The sequence below is a fragment of the Cupriavidus plantarum genome (assembly GCF_905397285.1).
GTDB lineage: Bacteria > Pseudomonadota > Gammaproteobacteria > Burkholderiales > Burkholderiaceae > Cupriavidus > Cupriavidus plantarum.
Genome location: NZ_CAJPUX010000001.1, coordinates 1,291,377 through 1,306,321 on the forward strand (window position 1 = coordinate 1,291,377; position 14,945 = coordinate 1,306,321).

The window sequence follows — 14,945 nt, forward strand, 5'->3', positions numbered from 1 at the left end:
CTCGGTAGCCTGCGCGTTATGCGCCGGTTTCATAAGCGAGACGATATGCCGCCTTCCATTTCCGCCACGGACCTGCCGCCGTCCGGGCCAAAGATCTCCAGCCGACCGTTGCGCCCGCGCGCGAACCAGCGCTTCACCGTGCTGCCCGGATTCGGGCTGTCGCTGGGCTTCACGATCTTCTACCTGACGCTGATCGTCCTGATTCCGCTGTCCGCCACGTTCCTGAAGACGTTCACGATGACGTGGGACGCGTTCTGGCGCACCGTGACGGAACCGCGCGTGGTGCATTCGCTGGGACTGAGTTTCGGCGCGTCGTTCGTGGCGGCCATCATCAACACCGTGTTCGGCCTGATCGTCGCCTGGGTGCTGGTGCGGTACCGCTTCTTCGGCAAACGCTTTATCGACGCGCTCGTCGATCTGCCGTTCGCCCTGCCGACCGCCGTCGCCGGTATCGCGCTAACCGCGCTGTTCGCGGGCAATGGCTGGATCGGCAAGTACCTGGAGCCGTATGGCATCAAGGTCGCGTTCACGCCGCTGGGCATCGTCGTGGCGCTGACGTTCATCGGGTTGCCGTTCGTCGTGCGGACCGTGCAGCCGGTGCTGGAAGACGTGGAGCGCGAGCTCGAGGAAGCGGCGGCGAGTCTGGGCGCGTCGCGCCTGCAGACGTTCCAGCGCGTCATCCTGCCGGCCATCCTGCCGGCGCTGCTGACGGGCTTCGCGCTGTCGTTCGCGCGCGCCACGGGCGAGTACGGCTCGGTGGTCTTTATCTCGGGCAACATGCCGATGGTGTCGGAGATCGCCCCGCTGATGATTTATTCGAAGCTGGAGCAGTACGACTACGCGGGAGCGACGGCGGTAGCCGTGGTGATGCTCGTGATCTCGTTCGTGCTGCTGCTGCTGATCAACCTGTTGCAGGCCTGGACGCGTCGCCATCAGACCGGTTCGCGCGCGGCTGCTGAAATCGTCGCGAAGGATTGAGAGATGGCCGGCGCAGTTTCCCGACTCGGATCGAAGGGCACGGCCCATCATCCTTATGACGCGACCGGCGAGTCGCCGTGGGTCCGCTATACGCTGATCACGGTGGCGGTGCTGTTCCTCGCGCTGTTCCTCTTCGTGCCGCTGGCATCGGTGTTCTTCGAGGCGTTCAGGAAGGGCGTGGATACGTACCTGAGCGCGCTGACCGAGCCCGACGCCGTCTCCGCCATTCAGCTCACGCTGACGGTCGCCGCGATCGCCGTGCCGCTGAACGTGGTGTTCGGCGTGGCCGCCGCCTGGGCCATCGCGAAGTTCGACTTCCGCGGCAAGAACCTGCTGATCACGCTGATCGACCTGCCGTTCTCGGTATCGCCGGTGATCTCCGGCCTGATCTACGTGCTGATGTTCGGCGCGCAGGGATGGTTCGGTCCGTGGCTGGAGGCGCACGACATCAAGATCATGTTCGCGGTGCCGGGCATCGTGCTGGCGACGATCTTCGTTACGTTCCCGTTCGTCGCGCGCGAGCTGATTCCGCTGATGCAGGCGCAGGGCAGCGAGGAAGAAGAGGCCGCCATCGTGCTGGGCGCCTCGGGGTGGCAAACGTTTCGGCATATCACGCTGCCGAACATCCGCTGGGGCCTGCTGTATGGCGTGATCCTGTGCAACGCGCGCGCGATGGGCGAGTTCGGCGCCGTGTCGGTGGTATCGGGTCACATCCGCGGCCTGACCAACACGATGCCGCTGCACGTGGAGATTCTCTACAACGAATACAACTTCGCGGCCGCGTTCGCGGTGGCGTCCCTGCTGACGCTGCTGGCGCTCGTGACGCTGGGCATCAAGACGCTGGTCGAGATGCGCGCCGCGCGTGAAGTCAGCGAAGACGCGCTCGAGCGGCCGGCGGATCCGGTGGTGATTCCGGCTTCGGCGAAGGCATCGCAGGCAGCGCAACACAACGAGCAAACGAGCCAACAGCAAACGGGCCAACAGCAAACGGGCCTACAAGGCAAGCATCAATCGCAGCAGCAACCGCTGCAGGGACAGGCATCATGAGCATTCAGGTCAGGAACGTAGAGAAGCGCTTCGGCGACTTCGTGGCGCTGGACAACGTGTCGCTCGACTTCGATGAAGGCGAGCTGACCGCGCTGCTGGGCCCGTCCGGCTGTGGCAAGACCACGCTGCTGCGCATCATCGCCGGCCTGGAACGCGCGGACGCCGGCCAGGTCGTGCTGGCCGGCACGGATGCCTCGCAGCACCACGTGCGCGATCGCAACGTGGGCTTCGTGTTCCAGCACTACGCGCTGTTCAAGCACATGACGGTGTTCGAGAACGTGGCCTTTGGCCTGCGCGTGAAGCCGCGCGCGGAGCGTCCGTCGGAAGCGAAGATCCGCGAGAAGGTCAAGTCGCTGCTCGAACTCGTGCAGCTGGACTGGCTGGCCGACCGCTATCCGTCGCAACTGTCGGGCGGTCAGCGTCAGCGCATCGCGCTGGCCCGGGCACTGGCAGTGGAGCCCCGCGTGCTGCTGCTGGACGAACCGTTCGGCGCGCTCGACGCGAAGGTGCGCAAGGAACTGCGCCGCTGGCTTCGCCGCCTGCATGACGAACTGCATGTGACGAGCGTGTTCGTGACGCACGACCAGGAAGAGGCGCTCGAAGTGGCCGATCAGGTCGTGCTGATGAACCGCGGCCGCGTGGAGCAGTTCGGCACGCCGGAGGCGGTCTACAACCATCCGGCCACGCCGTTCGTGTTCGGCTTCCTCGGCAACGTCAATCTGTTCCACGGCCGGCTCGAAGTCGGCGATACCGGCGGCCTGCTGCACACGGGCGACTCGGTGCTGCCCGTGATCGGACAGGGCCACGAAACCGCGGGCGACGCCGTGGCCTATGTGCGCCCGCACGACCTCGACCTGGAGCGCTATGCCCCGGGGACGGACGGCATTGCGGTCACGCTGCGCCGCGCGCTAACGCTGGGTCCCGTGGCCCAGCTCGAGCTCGAACGCGAGGACAACCAGGACGTGATCGAGGTGGCGCTGCCGCTCGAACGGTTCCGCCATCTGGGCTTCCGCGAGGGCGAACTGCTCGCCGTGCGGCCGCGCCAGCTGCGCGTATTCACGCGCGATACCCCTGTACAAGAGAAGAACAACGGAGCCACGCCATGAACTTCCAACAACTGCGATCGATTCGCGAGGCGGTCCGCCGCCAGTTCAATCTGACCGAAGTGGCCAACGCGCTGTACACGTCGCAGCCGGGCGTGTCGCGGCAGATCCGCGAACTCGAGGAAGAGCTCGGCGTAGAGATTTTCGAGCGCTATGGCAAGCGCCTGACCGGCCTGACCGAGCCCGGACGCGAGATCGTGCGCATCGTCGAGCGCCTGCTGCTCGAGGCCGAGAACCTGCGGCAGGCCGGCGACGAGTTCGCGGGCCGCCATACGGGCCGCCTGACCGTGGCGACCACGCACACGCAGGCGCGCTACGCGCTGCCGAAGGTGGTGCAGAGCTTCCGCCGCGAATATCCGCACGTGACGCTGGCCCTGCAGGAAGCGTCGCCGCAGCATATCGTCGAGCTGTTGCTGACCGGTCAGGCCGATATCGGTATCGCGACCGAGGCGGTGGCGAGCGAGGCGGGGCTGACGTCGTTCGAGGCCTACAGCTGGCAGCACGTGCTCGTGGTCTCGCCCGAGCACCCGCTGACGCGTATTCCCGAGCCGTCGCTCGAGGATATCGTCAATTTCCCGATCATCACGTACGACGCGGGCTTCACGGGCCGCCGCAAGATCGACGGCGCGTTCGCCGAAGCGGGCCTTCAGCCCGAGATCGTGCTGACCGCGATGGACGCGGACGTGATCAAGACGTATGCGGAGCTGGACCTCGGCGTGGGCATCATCGCGTCGATGGCGTACGACGCGCGCAAGGACGCGGGGCTCGTGCGCATCACGGCGGACCACCTGTTCGAGCCGAATGTGACCAGCGTGGCGGTCCGGCGCGGGGCCTACCTGCGTGGCTATGCGCAGGCGTTCATCAGCATGTTCGCGCCGCATCTGTCGCGGGACACGATTTCCACCGCGCTGGCGGAGACCGTGCGCGGGCAGGCGCTGCAGGCGGCCTGACCGGGATCATGCGGGGCGGCGGGGTTCCCGCCGCGTTTTTCACCCTCGGCGCCATGGGTGTGCGTTTCGTCGCACGCCGCTTCCCCTCGTCCGGTAACCGGCGTAAAGTGTCCCTTAGTGTTCTCTAGCACCATCGTTGGAGGGACGAGAGGCCGTGAACCGTTGTCTTTATGCCGCGCTACCGTCGCGGCTGACCATTCTCGGGCGCGATCTGCTGTTCGTCATCTGCATGAACACGGTGATCGCGCTGAGCCTCAACTACGGCTTCCGCACCGGCGGATCGCTGTTCCACAACCTCGTCTATAGCCAGCTGATCGGCCTGTCCATCTGGGCGCTGATCGACATCCCGCGCGTCCTGATCTGGTGGAACGATCGTCCGCGCCGCTGGCCGTTCCTGTGTCTTGCCGCCGTGGCGGTGCCCGTCGGCGTGCTGTTCGGCAGCTGGGCCACGCGCGAGGTGCTCAATCTTCCCATCCGCTCGCATGCGGAGGCGGGCGACATGTTGCGCATGTGCCTGGTCGTCGGGATGCTCGCGTCAACGAGCATGATCTATTTCTACTGGTCGCGCGAGAAGCTGGCCTATTTCGAGCGGCAGGCCGCCCTCGACGCGCTGCAGCGCGAGGAATCCGAGAAGCAGCTCGTGCGCGCGCAACTCATGGCGTTGCAGGCCCAGATCGAGCCGCACTTCCTGTTCAATTCGCTGGCCAACCTCGATGGCCTGATCGCGACAGACCCGCGCGCCGCGCGGCAGTTGTTGCAGCGGCTGATCGGTTTCCTGCGCACGTCGCTCAAGCACACGCGGGCGGAGCAATGCACGCTGCGGCAGGAGTTCGAATTGCTGCGCAGCTACCTCGAGATCCAGTCGATGCGGTTCGGCTCGCGGCTGACGTTCGAGATCGACCTGCCGCCGGCACTGGCCGACGTCGAGATTCCACCGATGCTGATCCAGCCCTTGGTCGAAAACGCGGTGACGCATGGGATCGAGCCGTGCATGCGGGGCGGCAACATCGTGCTGGCCGCGCGCGATCCGGGCGGTGGCAATGTGCAGGTGACGATCACCGATAGCGGCGTGGGGTTCTGCCAGGGCGGCGGCAAGGGCTCTGGCATGGGACTGACGCACGTCCGCGAGCGGCTCGCGCGGATTTTCGGGGCGGCCGCCACCATGCAGATGGAAGAGAACCAGCCGCGGGGCGTGATCGTGCGGTTGACGTTGCCGCTGGTGCGGCGGACCGATGTGCCGTCGGTGGCCGACCTTCAGGCGCATGGGCCTGCCGCGGCCGGGCAGGTGGCTGTCGCCGCCGCGCGGACGCGGCCTGGCGGTGCGGCCGGCGCGGCGGACGCGGGGAGCATCCGCCCGGCGCATTCCTGACCGGCCGGCGCATTCCTGACCGCGACCGTGAGGCTCGGCCTTCCAGCCGCCCCCACGGACTCGGATCACTGGTCTCCTGTATCCCTGATGCTTCTGAAACGCCGAACCTGAAATCCTGACCCGCAATGTCCCCCACGCTCCTGATCGCCGATGACGAAGCGCTGCTCGCGCGCGTGCTCGCGGCCGAGCTCACCGCGCTCTGGCCGGAGGCGCGCATCGTATCCGTGGTGCATGACGGCATGTCCGCGCTGGACGCCGCGCGCGCGCATCGGCCCGATGTCGCCTTCCTCGACATCCGCATGCCCGGCATGAGCGGCATGGATGTTGCGCGGGAACTCGTGGAGACCGACCTGCCGCCGCTGGTGGTGTTCGTCACCGCGTACGACCAGTTCGCGCTGGAAGCCTTCGAGCGCGCGGCCGTGGATTACGTGCTCAAACCCGTTCAGCACGAGCGGCTGGAGGCCACCGTCGCGCGGCTGCGGGACAGGCTCGCGGCGCGGCAGGCGACGAGCGAACCGGGACCGGCGGCGGTCGATGCCGACCGGCTTGCCCAGCTGCTGCACCGGCTCGAGGCGCTCGAGAATCCACCGCCGCAGCGGGGTGCCGCGGCGACGGGGCAGTACCTTCGCTTCATCAAGGCGCTCGTGGGGCAGGAGGTGCGGATCATTCCCGTCGACGAGGTGATCTACCTCGAGGCGACCGACAAGTACGTCAACGTGGTCTCGGCCAATGGCGAGGCGCTGATCCGCACGAGCCTGCGGGAACTGGCGCAGCAGCTGGACCCCGACCGTTTCTGGCAGATCCATCGGGGGACGGTGGTCAATATCGATTGCGTGGCCAGCGCGGTCAACCAGTCGCTGGGGCGCGTGTCGCTGCGGCTGCGCGATCGGCCGGAATCGTTGCCGGTCGCCCGCCAGTACGCGCATCTGTTCAAGCAGATGTAGGCCGCGCGGGCAGGCAGTAACATGGCGGAGGTCTTCTTATCCCATCCCTCTCTGCTCCTCTGCCTACCATGCATCGCGTATTTGTCTATGGCACGCTCCGTGCCGGTGAAGTCAACGATCTGAACGTCGCCGCCCAGCGGCATGGCATCGCCGCCCCGACGCTGGTCGGCGCTGGCGTCATCGCCGGTCGCCTGTATGACTTCGGCACCTATCCGGGCCTCGTGCTCGATGCCGCCGCGGGGCCTGTGCGCGGCGATATCTACGACATTCCTGAGGCGCTGCTACCGGTCCTCGACGAGATCGAGGAGGTCTACCCGGGCCAGGCCACGCTATTCGTGCGGGAAGTCCGCGACATCGACCACGGCGGCGCGCCGGTGCCGTGCCTGCTCTATCCGGTGGCCGACAGTGCCGTGGCCGGGCTCGCGCGGATCGACAGCGGGGACTGGGTCGAATACCGTCGCGCGCGGGACGTGGCGATTGCGGGACAGCCCGCCGGCTAAATTTCACGATGCGGAAAGCGGTTTTGGTGCGCAAAAATACGTGGGTGCGGAGCACAACGTGCATTTCTCATCATGGAAGACCGCTTGCCACATCATGAAATGAAAGATGTAAGCCGTTGAGTTAAAAGGATAAAAAATCTACGCCGGAGGGCGTTTGTTCGCTTGTTGCGACGCGGGAGGCTTCCCTACACTCTTATATAAGACACATGACCTGTGTCACAGATTTTGGAAGCTAACCCATCGATCCATCGTCAACAGGAGAACACCATGACCCGCCAACAAGACATCCAGAAGCTCCAGCAAGACTGGGAAACCAACCCGCGCTGGAAGGGCGTGTCGCGCAATTACACGGCCGAGGACGTGATCCGCCTGCGGGGCTCGATCCAGATCGAGCACACGCTCGCCCGCCGTGGCGCGGAAAAGCTCTGGCATCTGCTCAACAACGAGCCGTTCGTGAACACGCTCGGCGCGCTGACCGGCAACCAGGCCATGCAGCAGGTGAAGGCCGGTCTGAAGGCCATCTATCTGTCGGGCTGGCAGGTGGCGGGCGATGCCAACCTGGCCGGCGAGATGTATCCGGACCAGTCGCTGTATCCGGCCAACTCGGTGCCGCAGGTGGTCAAGCGCATCAACAACACGTTCCAGCGCGCGGATCAGATTCAGTGGAGCGAAGGCTCTGGGGATATCGATTATTTCGCGCCGATCGTGGCCGATGCCGAAGCCGGTTTCGGTGGCGTGCTGAATGCGTTCGAGCTGATGAAGTCGATGATCGAGGCGGGCGCCGCCGGCGTGCACTTCGAAGACCAGCTCGCTTCGGTCAAGAAGTGCGGCCACATGGGCGGCAAGGTCCTCGTGCCGACGCGTGAAGCGGTGGCCAAACTGCATGCCGCGCGTCTTGCTGCCGACGTTTCGGGCGTGCCGACGCTGGTGATCGCGCGGACCGATGCCGAAGCGGCCGATCTGCTGACCTCGGACGTGGACGATCGCGACAAGCCGTTCTGCACGGGCGAGCGCACGGTGGAAGGGTTCTATCGCACCAAGCCCGGCATCGATCAGGCGATTGCGCGCGCCATTGCTTACGCGGAAGTCGCCGATCTGGTCTGGTGCGAAACCGGCAAGCCCGATCTCGAATTCGCGAAGAAGTTCGCGGACGCGGTGCACGCCAGGTTCCCGGGCAAGCTGCTGGCCTATAACTGCTCGCCGTCGTTCAACTGGAAGAAGAACCTCGACGACGCCACCATCGCCAAGTTCCAGAAGGAGCTCGGTGCGATGGGCTACAAGTTCCAGTTCATCACGCTGGCGGGTTTCCACTCGCTGAACTACTCGATGTTCAACCTCGCCTATGGCTATGCGCGCAACCAGATGAGCGCGTTCGTCGAACTCCAGGAAAACGAGTTCGCCGCGGCGGAGAAGGGCTTTACCGCGGTCAAGCATCAGCGCGAAGTCGGCACCGGTTACTTCGATGCGGTGACGCAGACCATCGAGGGCGGTCAGTCTTCGACGACGGCGCTGAAGGGCTCGACCGAGGACGAGCAGTTCTTCGACGAGAAGAAGACGGAGCGGAAGGCGGCCTGATGAGGTGCGCTCCCCGCGGGGCTTCCCCCCGGGGAGCGCCGCCTCATCGGTACACGATCACCGGGATATCCGTGTGTGTCAGCACCTTTTGGGTTTCGCTGCCAAGGATGAGGCCAGTCAGGCCGCGCCGTCCGTGGGAGGCCATGAAGATGACGTCGCACCCGTGCCGTTCCGCCGCGTCGATGATGCCGAGGTAGGGCACCGCGAAGGTGGTCATGTCGGCGTCGAACGGCAGGTTCTCGGCCAGGGCCGCGGTTTCGATCTCGCGCAGGTAGAGCCGCGCCTGATTCTCGATGCGGTCCTTGAAGGCCTGGGGCGCCTCCACGACGATCTCGCTGAAGGGGGTGTAGGGATACTCCTCGAGGCAGACGTAGGCGGTGACGCGCGCGCCGATCGCCTTGGCCAGTTCCAGGCCGCCGTCGATGGCTTTCTTCGACAGCGCGGAACCGTCGGTGGGTAGCAGGATGTGCTTGAACATGCTGGACCTCCTTCACGAAGTGAAACCGACAAGTTCATTCTAGTCCGCTTACTACGCCCGACCTTGTTTCAGATCAACTGGCATCGTGCCGTGCCGCACGCAGCAGGGCCGTCACGCGACGGTCAATGCAGCGGCCTGTTCGGCGCGGCGCCAGTAAGCGGGGTTGCCATAGGTGTTCTTGAGATGATCGATGAACAGCCGCACGCGCAGCGGCAGGTGCTTGCGCTGCGGAAACACGGCATGGATGCCGATTGGCGGCGCCTGGAATTCGTCGAGCACGGTCACGAGCCGGCCGCTCGCGATCTCGTGGCCGACTTCCCACCAGGAGCGCCACGCGAGGCCGTGGCCCTGCAGACACCATTCGTGCAGGACGGCGCCGTCCGTGCATTCCATCGTGCCGCCGACCTTGACGGTCACCGCGTGGCCGTCCTGCTGGAAAGCCCAGCCGCGCTGGACGTTGGCGCTCGCGCCGAAGGCCAGACAGTTATGGCGGGCGAGGTCTTCCGGCTCGCGAGGCGTGCCCGCGCGCGCGAGGTAGTCCGGCGACGCGACGACCACGCGGCGGTTCTCGGCGAGCCGGATGGACACGAGATTCGAGTCGGGCAGGTCGCCGAGCCGGATCGCGCAGTCGAAGCCTTCGTTGACGAGGTCGACCACGCGGTCCGCGAGGTCAAGCGTGATTGTGACGTCGGGGTGCGATTCGATGAACAGCGGCACCACGGGCGCCACATGCTTGCGGCCGAAGCCCGCGGGCGCGGTCACGCGGAGGTGGCCGCTGGCCTTGACGCCGCCGGCAGAGACGCTGGCCTCGGCGTTGTGCAGGTCGTTGAGGATGCGCTGGCAGTCTTCGAGGAACGCGGAGCCTTCGAAGGTCAGCGTGAGGCGCCGCGTGGTGCGGACCAGCAGTTTGACGCCGAGGCGTTCCTCGAGGGCGTCGATGCGGCGGCCGATGATGGCGGGTGCCACGCCCTCGGCCGCGGCGGCGGCGGACAGGCTGCCGCGCGACGCGACGGAGACGAACGTTTCGAGCTGTTTGAAGTGATCCACGGTGTCAACACACGGGCAGGCGCATGAGTCGCGACAGAATCGGCCTAGATTAGATGTGTAAAAGTAAAAGATCAAGTGACCCCCAGCGGCTTTGTCGCACTGCAATGCCTGCCTACAATGCCCTGCATTCAGACGTGTACAGCCCCATTCAGTCCTTCCATGCACAAGATTCGCGCGGTCGTGTTCGATGCCTATGGCACGCTGTTCGACGTGTATTCCGTCACGGCGCGCGCGGAGCAATTGTTTCCGGGCAAGGGCGAGGCGCTCGCGCTGCTGTGGCGCGAGCGGCAGATCGACTACACGCGCGTGCGCACGATGGCCGCGCCGGACGGATCGCGCTACAAGCCGTTCTGGAACATCACGATCGACGCGCTGCGCTTTGCGGCCGAACGGCTGGGGCTGGACATGCACGCGGCCACGGAGGCGCAACTGCTGAAGGAATACGCCTGCCTGTCCGCGTTTCCCGAGAACCTCGGCGCGCTCAAGCGGTTGAAGCGCGCGGGACTGCCGCTCGGCATCCTGTCGAACGGCAATCCGGAGATGCTCGACATCTCGGTCAAGAGCGCCGGCATGCAAGGGCTGTTCGACCATGTGCTGTCAGTCGAGGCCGTGCGCCAGTACAAGACCGCGCCGGCCGCGTATGCGCTCGGCCCCGCGGCATTCGACGTGCCCGTGCGGGAGATCCTGTTCGTATCCTCCAATGGCTGGGACGCGTGCGGGGCCTCCTGGTACGGCTATACGACGTTCTGGATCAACCGTGCCGGCCATCCGGCGGAGCGCCTCGACGTGGCGCCTGCCGGCACCGGGCACGACATGAACGACCTGCTCGCGTTTATCGCCACGCATTGTCCCGATGCGGGTCTGACGACCTGACGCGCAGGATTCCCAATCACCATTCCATCGCATATACAGGAGAACACTGATGGCTATCACGCTGCCCGCGGGCATGAAGATTACCGGCGAGATCCTGCCGGCCTATGAAGACATCCTGACGCCGGAAGCCCTGGCCCTCGTAGACAAGCTGCACCGCGCCTTCGAGCCGCGCCGCCAGGAACTGCTGGCCGCGCGCGTGGAGCGCGCGAAGCGCCTCGACGCCGGCGAAATCCCCGACTTCCTGCCGGAAACGAAGTCCGTGCGCGAGGGCGACTGGAAGGTGGCTCCGGTACCGAAGGCGCTCGAATGCCGCCGCGTGGAAATCACCGGTCCCGTCGAGGCCAAGATGGTGATCAACGCGTTCAACTCGGGTGCCGACAGCTACATGACGGACTTCGAGGACTCGAACACGCCGAACTGGCACAACCAGATGCAGGGCCAGGTCAACCTGAAGGCCGCCGTGCGCCGCACGTTGACGCTGGATTCCAACGGCAAGCACTACAAGCTCAACGACAAGATCGCCACGCTGCAGGTGCGTCCGCGCGGCTGGCATCTGGACGAGAAGCACGTCACGATCGACGGCAAGCGCATTTCGGGCGGTATCTTCGACTTCGCGCTGTTCCTGTTCCACAACGGCAAGGAGCAGATCGCGCGCGGCGCGGGTCCGTTCTTCTATCTGCCGAAGATGGAAAGCCACCTCGAGGCGCGCCTGTGGAACGACGTGTTCGTGATGGCGCAGAACGAAGTGGGCCTGCCGCAGGGCACGATCAAGGCCACCGTGCTGATCGAAACCATCCTCGCCGCGTTCGAGATGGAAGAAATCCTGTACGAACTGCGGGACCACAGCGCGGGCCTGAACGCCGGCCGCTGGGATTACATCTTCTCGTGCATCAAGAAGTTCAAGGTGGACAAGGAGTTCTGCCTGGCCGACCGCGCGAAGGTCACGATGACCGCGCCGTTCATGCGCGCCTACGCGCTGCTGCTGCTGAAGACTTGCCACAAGCGCGGCGCGCCGGCGATCGGCGGCATGAGCGCGCTGATCCCGATCAAGAACGATCCGGAAAAGAACGCCATCGCCATGGAAGGCATCATCAGCGACAAGCGCCGCGATGCGACCGATGGTTACGACGGCGGCTGGGTCGCGCACCCGGGCCTCGTGGAACCGGCGATGAAGGAGTTCGTCGCGGTGCTCGGCGACAAGCCGAACCAGTTCGAGAAGCAGCGTCCGGACGTGAACGTGAAGGGCGCCGATCTGCTCGACTTCAAGCCGGAGACGCCGATCACCGAGCACGGCCTGCGCATGAACATCAACGTGGGCATCCATTACCTCGGCGCCTGGCTGGCCGGCAATGGCTGTGTGCCGATCCACAACCTGATGGAAGACGCCGCCACCGCCGAGATCTCGCGCTCGCAGGTGTGGCAGTGGATTCGCTCGCCGAAGGGCAAGCTCGAGGACGGCCGCAAGGTCACCGCGGAACTGGTGCGCGCGCTGATTCCGGAAGAGCTGGCGAAGGTGAAGGCGGTCGTTGGCGGTGAGACGCCTACCTATGACCGCGCCGCGCAGATCTTCGAGCAGATGTCGACGTCGGAAGACTTCGCCGAATTCCTGACGCTGCCGCTGTACGAGGAAGTCTGATCGCGGGCTGCCACGGCTGCAAAGACGCCCCCGGGTTCGCCCGGGGGCTTTTTTTATCCGCTTGCGCTCCCATGTTCGTCTGCGTGCAAAGCCATTCATAATGACGGCATTGACGAACAGGAGAAGTGAGTTGCGTTTCGAACACCTGGTGGAGATCAACGATCTGGGCAACCCCGCGCTGGACCCGATGACCGCGCAGCAGTTGTGGCAGGGACTGGTGCTGCGCGCCGAGGAGCCGGCGGAGTTCGTGCTCGGGCTGGACCGGTCCGAAGTGACGGCGCGCGGCGACGGCTGGATCGAACGGGTGCTGCATTTCGGCGAGGCGAAAATTCGCGATCGCGTGGTGTTCGAGCCGCATCGGCTCGTGCGGTACGAGACCGCGGCCACGGCCGAACATGCGGGGGGCACGCTGACGATGGTCATCGAGACGCCGGGCCCGAATGCGCTGCTGCTGCGCTTTGTCTATGAAACGACGATGCCGGCGGTGGATGCGAGCGGCGACGACCGCTACGCGGAGATCGTCAAGTCGGCCTACCACGAGGCCGATCTCGACACGGTGCGCAAGATCCGCGAGATCGCGCACACGGGCCGCCTCGGCTGAGGCGGCCGCGATGGGAGGGGCCGGTCAGCTGACCGCGCCGCTCCGTAGTTCTTCCACGAGGTCGATGTACTTCTGCATCGCCTCGTCCTTGCTGGTGCCCTTCAGCGATTCCCACGCCTCGAACTTGTAGCGGCCGACGAAATCCGTCATGCCGGGCTTCTCGCCTTGCGCGTCGCCTTCGCTGCCTTGCTTGTACAGCGCGTACAGACGCAGCAGCGTCATGTTGCTGGGGCGCTCGTTCAGGGATTTCACGTCGGTCTGGGCTTGTTCGAAACGTGCCTGGAGATCGCTCATGGGGGCTCCTTTAGAGTCGTTACGATGGATGGAATGCGATGTCCGATGATAGCCGGGCGTGCGCGCCGTTTGACGTAAAAAATCCGAGGAAGCCTTCAGTCCGGCCGGGGTGACGGTTGTCATCGCAGATGCCTTGTGACGGGGACAACGGATACAATCGCGGCATGTCCTGGATTCTTGCTGTCGAGACCTCCACAGAGTGGTGCTCCGTCGCACTGGGGCGCGCCACGGCCGATGGCGACGCCTCGTGTGTCTTCCGTCATGACCACACGGGCCCGCGCTCGTCCTCGCGCGTGCTGCCGGCGGTCGCCGAAGTGCTGGCCGAGGCCGGCGTGCGGCTGGCCGATTGCGCGGCCATTGCGTTTGGCGCTGGCCCCGGTTCGTTTACCGGCCTGCGTACCGCCTGCGGCGTGGCGCAGGGGCTGGCCTTTGGGGCCGAACTGCCCGTCATTCCCGTGAATACGCTGATGGCCTGCGCGGAAGGCGTGCGTGCGCTTGGGCTGCCGGCCGGGGTGCCGGTGCTGGTGACGCTCGATGCGCGGATGGACGAGGTCTACTCGGGCACGTTCGTATGGGACGATGCGGCGGAAGACTGGCGGGTGGCCGGACCGATCGGCGTGGGGCCCGCGGACGCCGTGTCGCGTCCCGCCGGCGAATACTGGATCGCGGGCAATGCGATCGGGGCGTTCGGCGAGCGGCTTGCGGTGGCGGCGGGCGCGGCGCGCCGGGTGCCCGACGCGATGCCCGAGGCGCGCGCCGTGGTCGCGATTGCCCAGCGGGCGCTGGCGCGCGGCGAGACCATCGATGCGGCCGATGCGATGCCGATCTATCTGCGCGACAAGGTGGCGCAGACGATCGTGGAGCGGGAGGCGGTGGCGGCGGCAAAGGCCGCGAAGCTAGCCGCGGAGGCGGCGGAAGCTCCGGATGCCGTGGATGCCGCGAAGGGCGCCGTTCCTGCCGCCCGTGCCGTCCGTGCCGTGCGTGGATCAGGGAGCGCGTCATGAGCGCCGCGTTGCAGCCGTATTCCGATGGCGCCTGGCCGGATGTGCCGGTCATGCCCGTGCTGCCGGACGGCTGGCGGGTCGGCCGCATGAGCGCGCTCGATCTGTCGGCGGTGGCCGAGATCGAGCAGCGGGCTTACAGCCATCCGTGGACGCGCGGCAATTTCGAGAATTCGCTCAAGGCCGGGCATCTGGGTTTGACGTTGCGGGATCCGACGCATGCGCTGGTTGGCTATGCGGTGCTGATGCCGGTCGTCGACGAGATGCATCTGCTCAACATCACGATCGATCCCCGGCGTCAGCGGCAGGGGCTCGGCCGCAGGCTGTTGGCCGTCGCACTCGCGACGTCGCACGATCATCGGCTTTATACGATGCTGCTCGAGGTCAGGCCTTCTAACCTCGGGGCGATTGCGCTCTATCGGGAGGCGGGGTTTGCGGAGATCGGCCGGCGGCGGGGCTATTACCCGGCCGCGGGACAGTCGCGCGAGGATGCGCTCGTGTTGCGGCGGAGCTGGGGCACCGGGGAGGCGACAACATGAAAGACAGCGT

At 65.8% G+C, this 14,945-nt stretch carries 16 protein-coding genes; 13 read left to right on the forward strand and 3 right to left on the reverse strand.

The annotated features are described in order from the left end of the window. The first annotated feature begins 45 nt into the window (after window positions 1-45). The 8 genes from cysT (at window position 46) to aceA (ending at window position 8,466) form a co-directional block, all read left to right on the forward strand. Entirely contained in the window at window positions 46-978 is a 933-nt protein-coding gene (gene cysT / locus KHP16_RS05995) for a sulfate ABC transporter permease subunit CysT (protein WP_211959740.1), read from the forward strand. A gap of 3 nt (window positions 979-981) precedes the next feature. Beyond that, the gene (cysW, locus tag KHP16_RS06000) at window positions 982-2,025 is read left to right on the forward strand and encodes a sulfate ABC transporter permease subunit CysW (protein WP_211959741.1); all 1,044 of its coding nucleotides are present in this window, start codon (window positions 982-984) and stop codon (window positions 2,023-2,025) included. After that, a complete protein-coding gene (locus KHP16_RS06005; protein ID WP_115952158.1) occupies window positions 2,022-3,131 on the forward strand; it encodes a sulfate/molybdate ABC transporter ATP-binding protein in 1,110 nt (369 codons plus the stop codon). Before cysW ends, KHP16_RS06005 begins: the two co-directional genes overlap by 4 nt. Further along, entirely contained in the window at window positions 3,128-4,078 is a 951-nt protein-coding gene (locus KHP16_RS06010; RefSeq protein ID WP_109581302.1) for a CysB family HTH-type transcriptional regulator, read from the forward strand. Before KHP16_RS06005 ends, KHP16_RS06010 begins: the two co-directional genes overlap by 4 nt. 154 nt (window positions 4,079-4,232) lie before the next feature. Beyond that, window positions 4,233-5,447 carry a sensor histidine kinase gene (locus tag KHP16_RS06015; RefSeq protein WP_211959742.1) on the forward strand — a complete coding sequence of 405 codons (1,215 nt, stop codon included), beginning with the start codon at window positions 4,233-4,235 and terminating at the stop codon, window positions 5,445-5,447. A 125-nt stretch (window positions 5,448-5,572) separates the two neighbouring features. Beyond that, complete coding sequence (locus KHP16_RS06020; RefSeq protein ID WP_109581301.1) at window positions 5,573-6,391, forward strand: LytR/AlgR family response regulator transcription factor; 819 nt, start codon at window positions 5,573-5,575, stop codon at window positions 6,389-6,391. Window positions 6,392-6,459: 68 nt separating this feature from the next. After that, window positions 6,460-6,891, forward strand: coding sequence for a gamma-glutamylcyclotransferase family protein (locus KHP16_RS06025; RefSeq protein ID WP_121491012.1), 432 nt, complete (start codon window positions 6,460-6,462; stop codon window positions 6,889-6,891). 267 nt (window positions 6,892-7,158) lie between these two features. Next, window positions 7,159-8,466, forward strand: coding sequence for an isocitrate lyase (aceA, locus tag KHP16_RS06030; protein ID WP_109581299.1), 1,308 nt, complete (start codon window positions 7,159-7,161; stop codon window positions 8,464-8,466). A 43-nt stretch (window positions 8,467-8,509) separates the two neighbouring features. Here the strand turns inward: aceA and KHP16_RS06035 are convergent, their stop codons facing one another. Both KHP16_RS06035 and KHP16_RS06040 read right to left on the reverse strand, forming a co-directional pair. After that, entirely contained in the window at window positions 8,510-8,944 is a 435-nt protein-coding gene (locus tag KHP16_RS06035) for a universal stress protein (protein ID WP_109581298.1), read from the reverse strand. A 111-nt stretch (window positions 8,945-9,055) separates the two neighbouring features. Beyond that, window positions 9,056-10,066, reverse strand: a complete 1,011-nt coding sequence (locus KHP16_RS06040) for a LysR family transcriptional regulator (RefSeq protein WP_373561894.1) — start codon at window positions 10,064-10,066, stop codon at window positions 9,056-9,058. A gap of 84 nt (window positions 10,067-10,150) precedes the next feature. On the opposite strand from KHP16_RS06040, the gene KHP16_RS06045 reads away from it, so the two are divergent. The 3 genes from KHP16_RS06045 to KHP16_RS06055 all read left to right on the forward strand — a co-directional run bounded on the left by KHP16_RS06045 (window position 10,151) and on the right by KHP16_RS06055 (window position 13,101). Further along, window positions 10,151-10,864, forward strand: coding sequence for a haloacid dehalogenase type II (locus KHP16_RS06045; protein WP_109581296.1), 714 nt, complete (start codon window positions 10,151-10,153; stop codon window positions 10,862-10,864). Window positions 10,865-10,913: 49 nt separating this feature from the next. Continuing rightward, the gene (gene aceB, locus KHP16_RS06050) at window positions 10,914-12,500 is read left to right on the forward strand and encodes a malate synthase A (RefSeq protein ID WP_109581295.1); all 1,587 of its coding nucleotides are present in this window, start codon (window positions 10,914-10,916) and stop codon (window positions 12,498-12,500) included. Window positions 12,501-12,630: 130 nt separating this feature from the next. Then, window positions 12,631-13,101, forward strand: a complete 471-nt coding sequence (locus KHP16_RS06055) for an SRPBCC family protein (protein ID WP_109581294.1) — start codon at window positions 12,631-12,633, stop codon at window positions 13,099-13,101. Between the two features lie 24 nt (window positions 13,102-13,125). Here the strand turns inward: KHP16_RS06055 and KHP16_RS06060 are convergent, their stop codons facing one another. Further along, window positions 13,126-13,395, reverse strand: coding sequence for an acyl-CoA-binding protein (locus tag KHP16_RS06060; protein ID WP_211959743.1), 270 nt, complete (start codon window positions 13,393-13,395; stop codon window positions 13,126-13,128). 164 nt (window positions 13,396-13,559) lie between these two features. On the opposite strand from KHP16_RS06060, the gene tsaB reads away from it, so the two are divergent. Together tsaB and rimI are read left to right on the forward strand one after the other, a co-directional pair. Continuing rightward, window positions 13,560-14,399: a tRNA (adenosine(37)-N6)-threonylcarbamoyltransferase complex dimerization subunit type 1 TsaB gene (gene tsaB, locus KHP16_RS06065; RefSeq protein ID WP_211959744.1), complete on the forward strand. Its 840-nt coding sequence runs from the start codon at window positions 13,560-13,562 to the stop codon at window positions 14,397-14,399. Then, entirely contained in the window at window positions 14,396-14,935 is a 540-nt protein-coding gene (gene rimI, locus KHP16_RS06070) for a ribosomal protein S18-alanine N-acetyltransferase (RefSeq protein WP_115952162.1), read from the forward strand. The genes tsaB and rimI overlap by 4 nt, the downstream gene beginning before the upstream one ends. Window positions 14,936-14,945 lie beyond the last annotated feature (10 nt).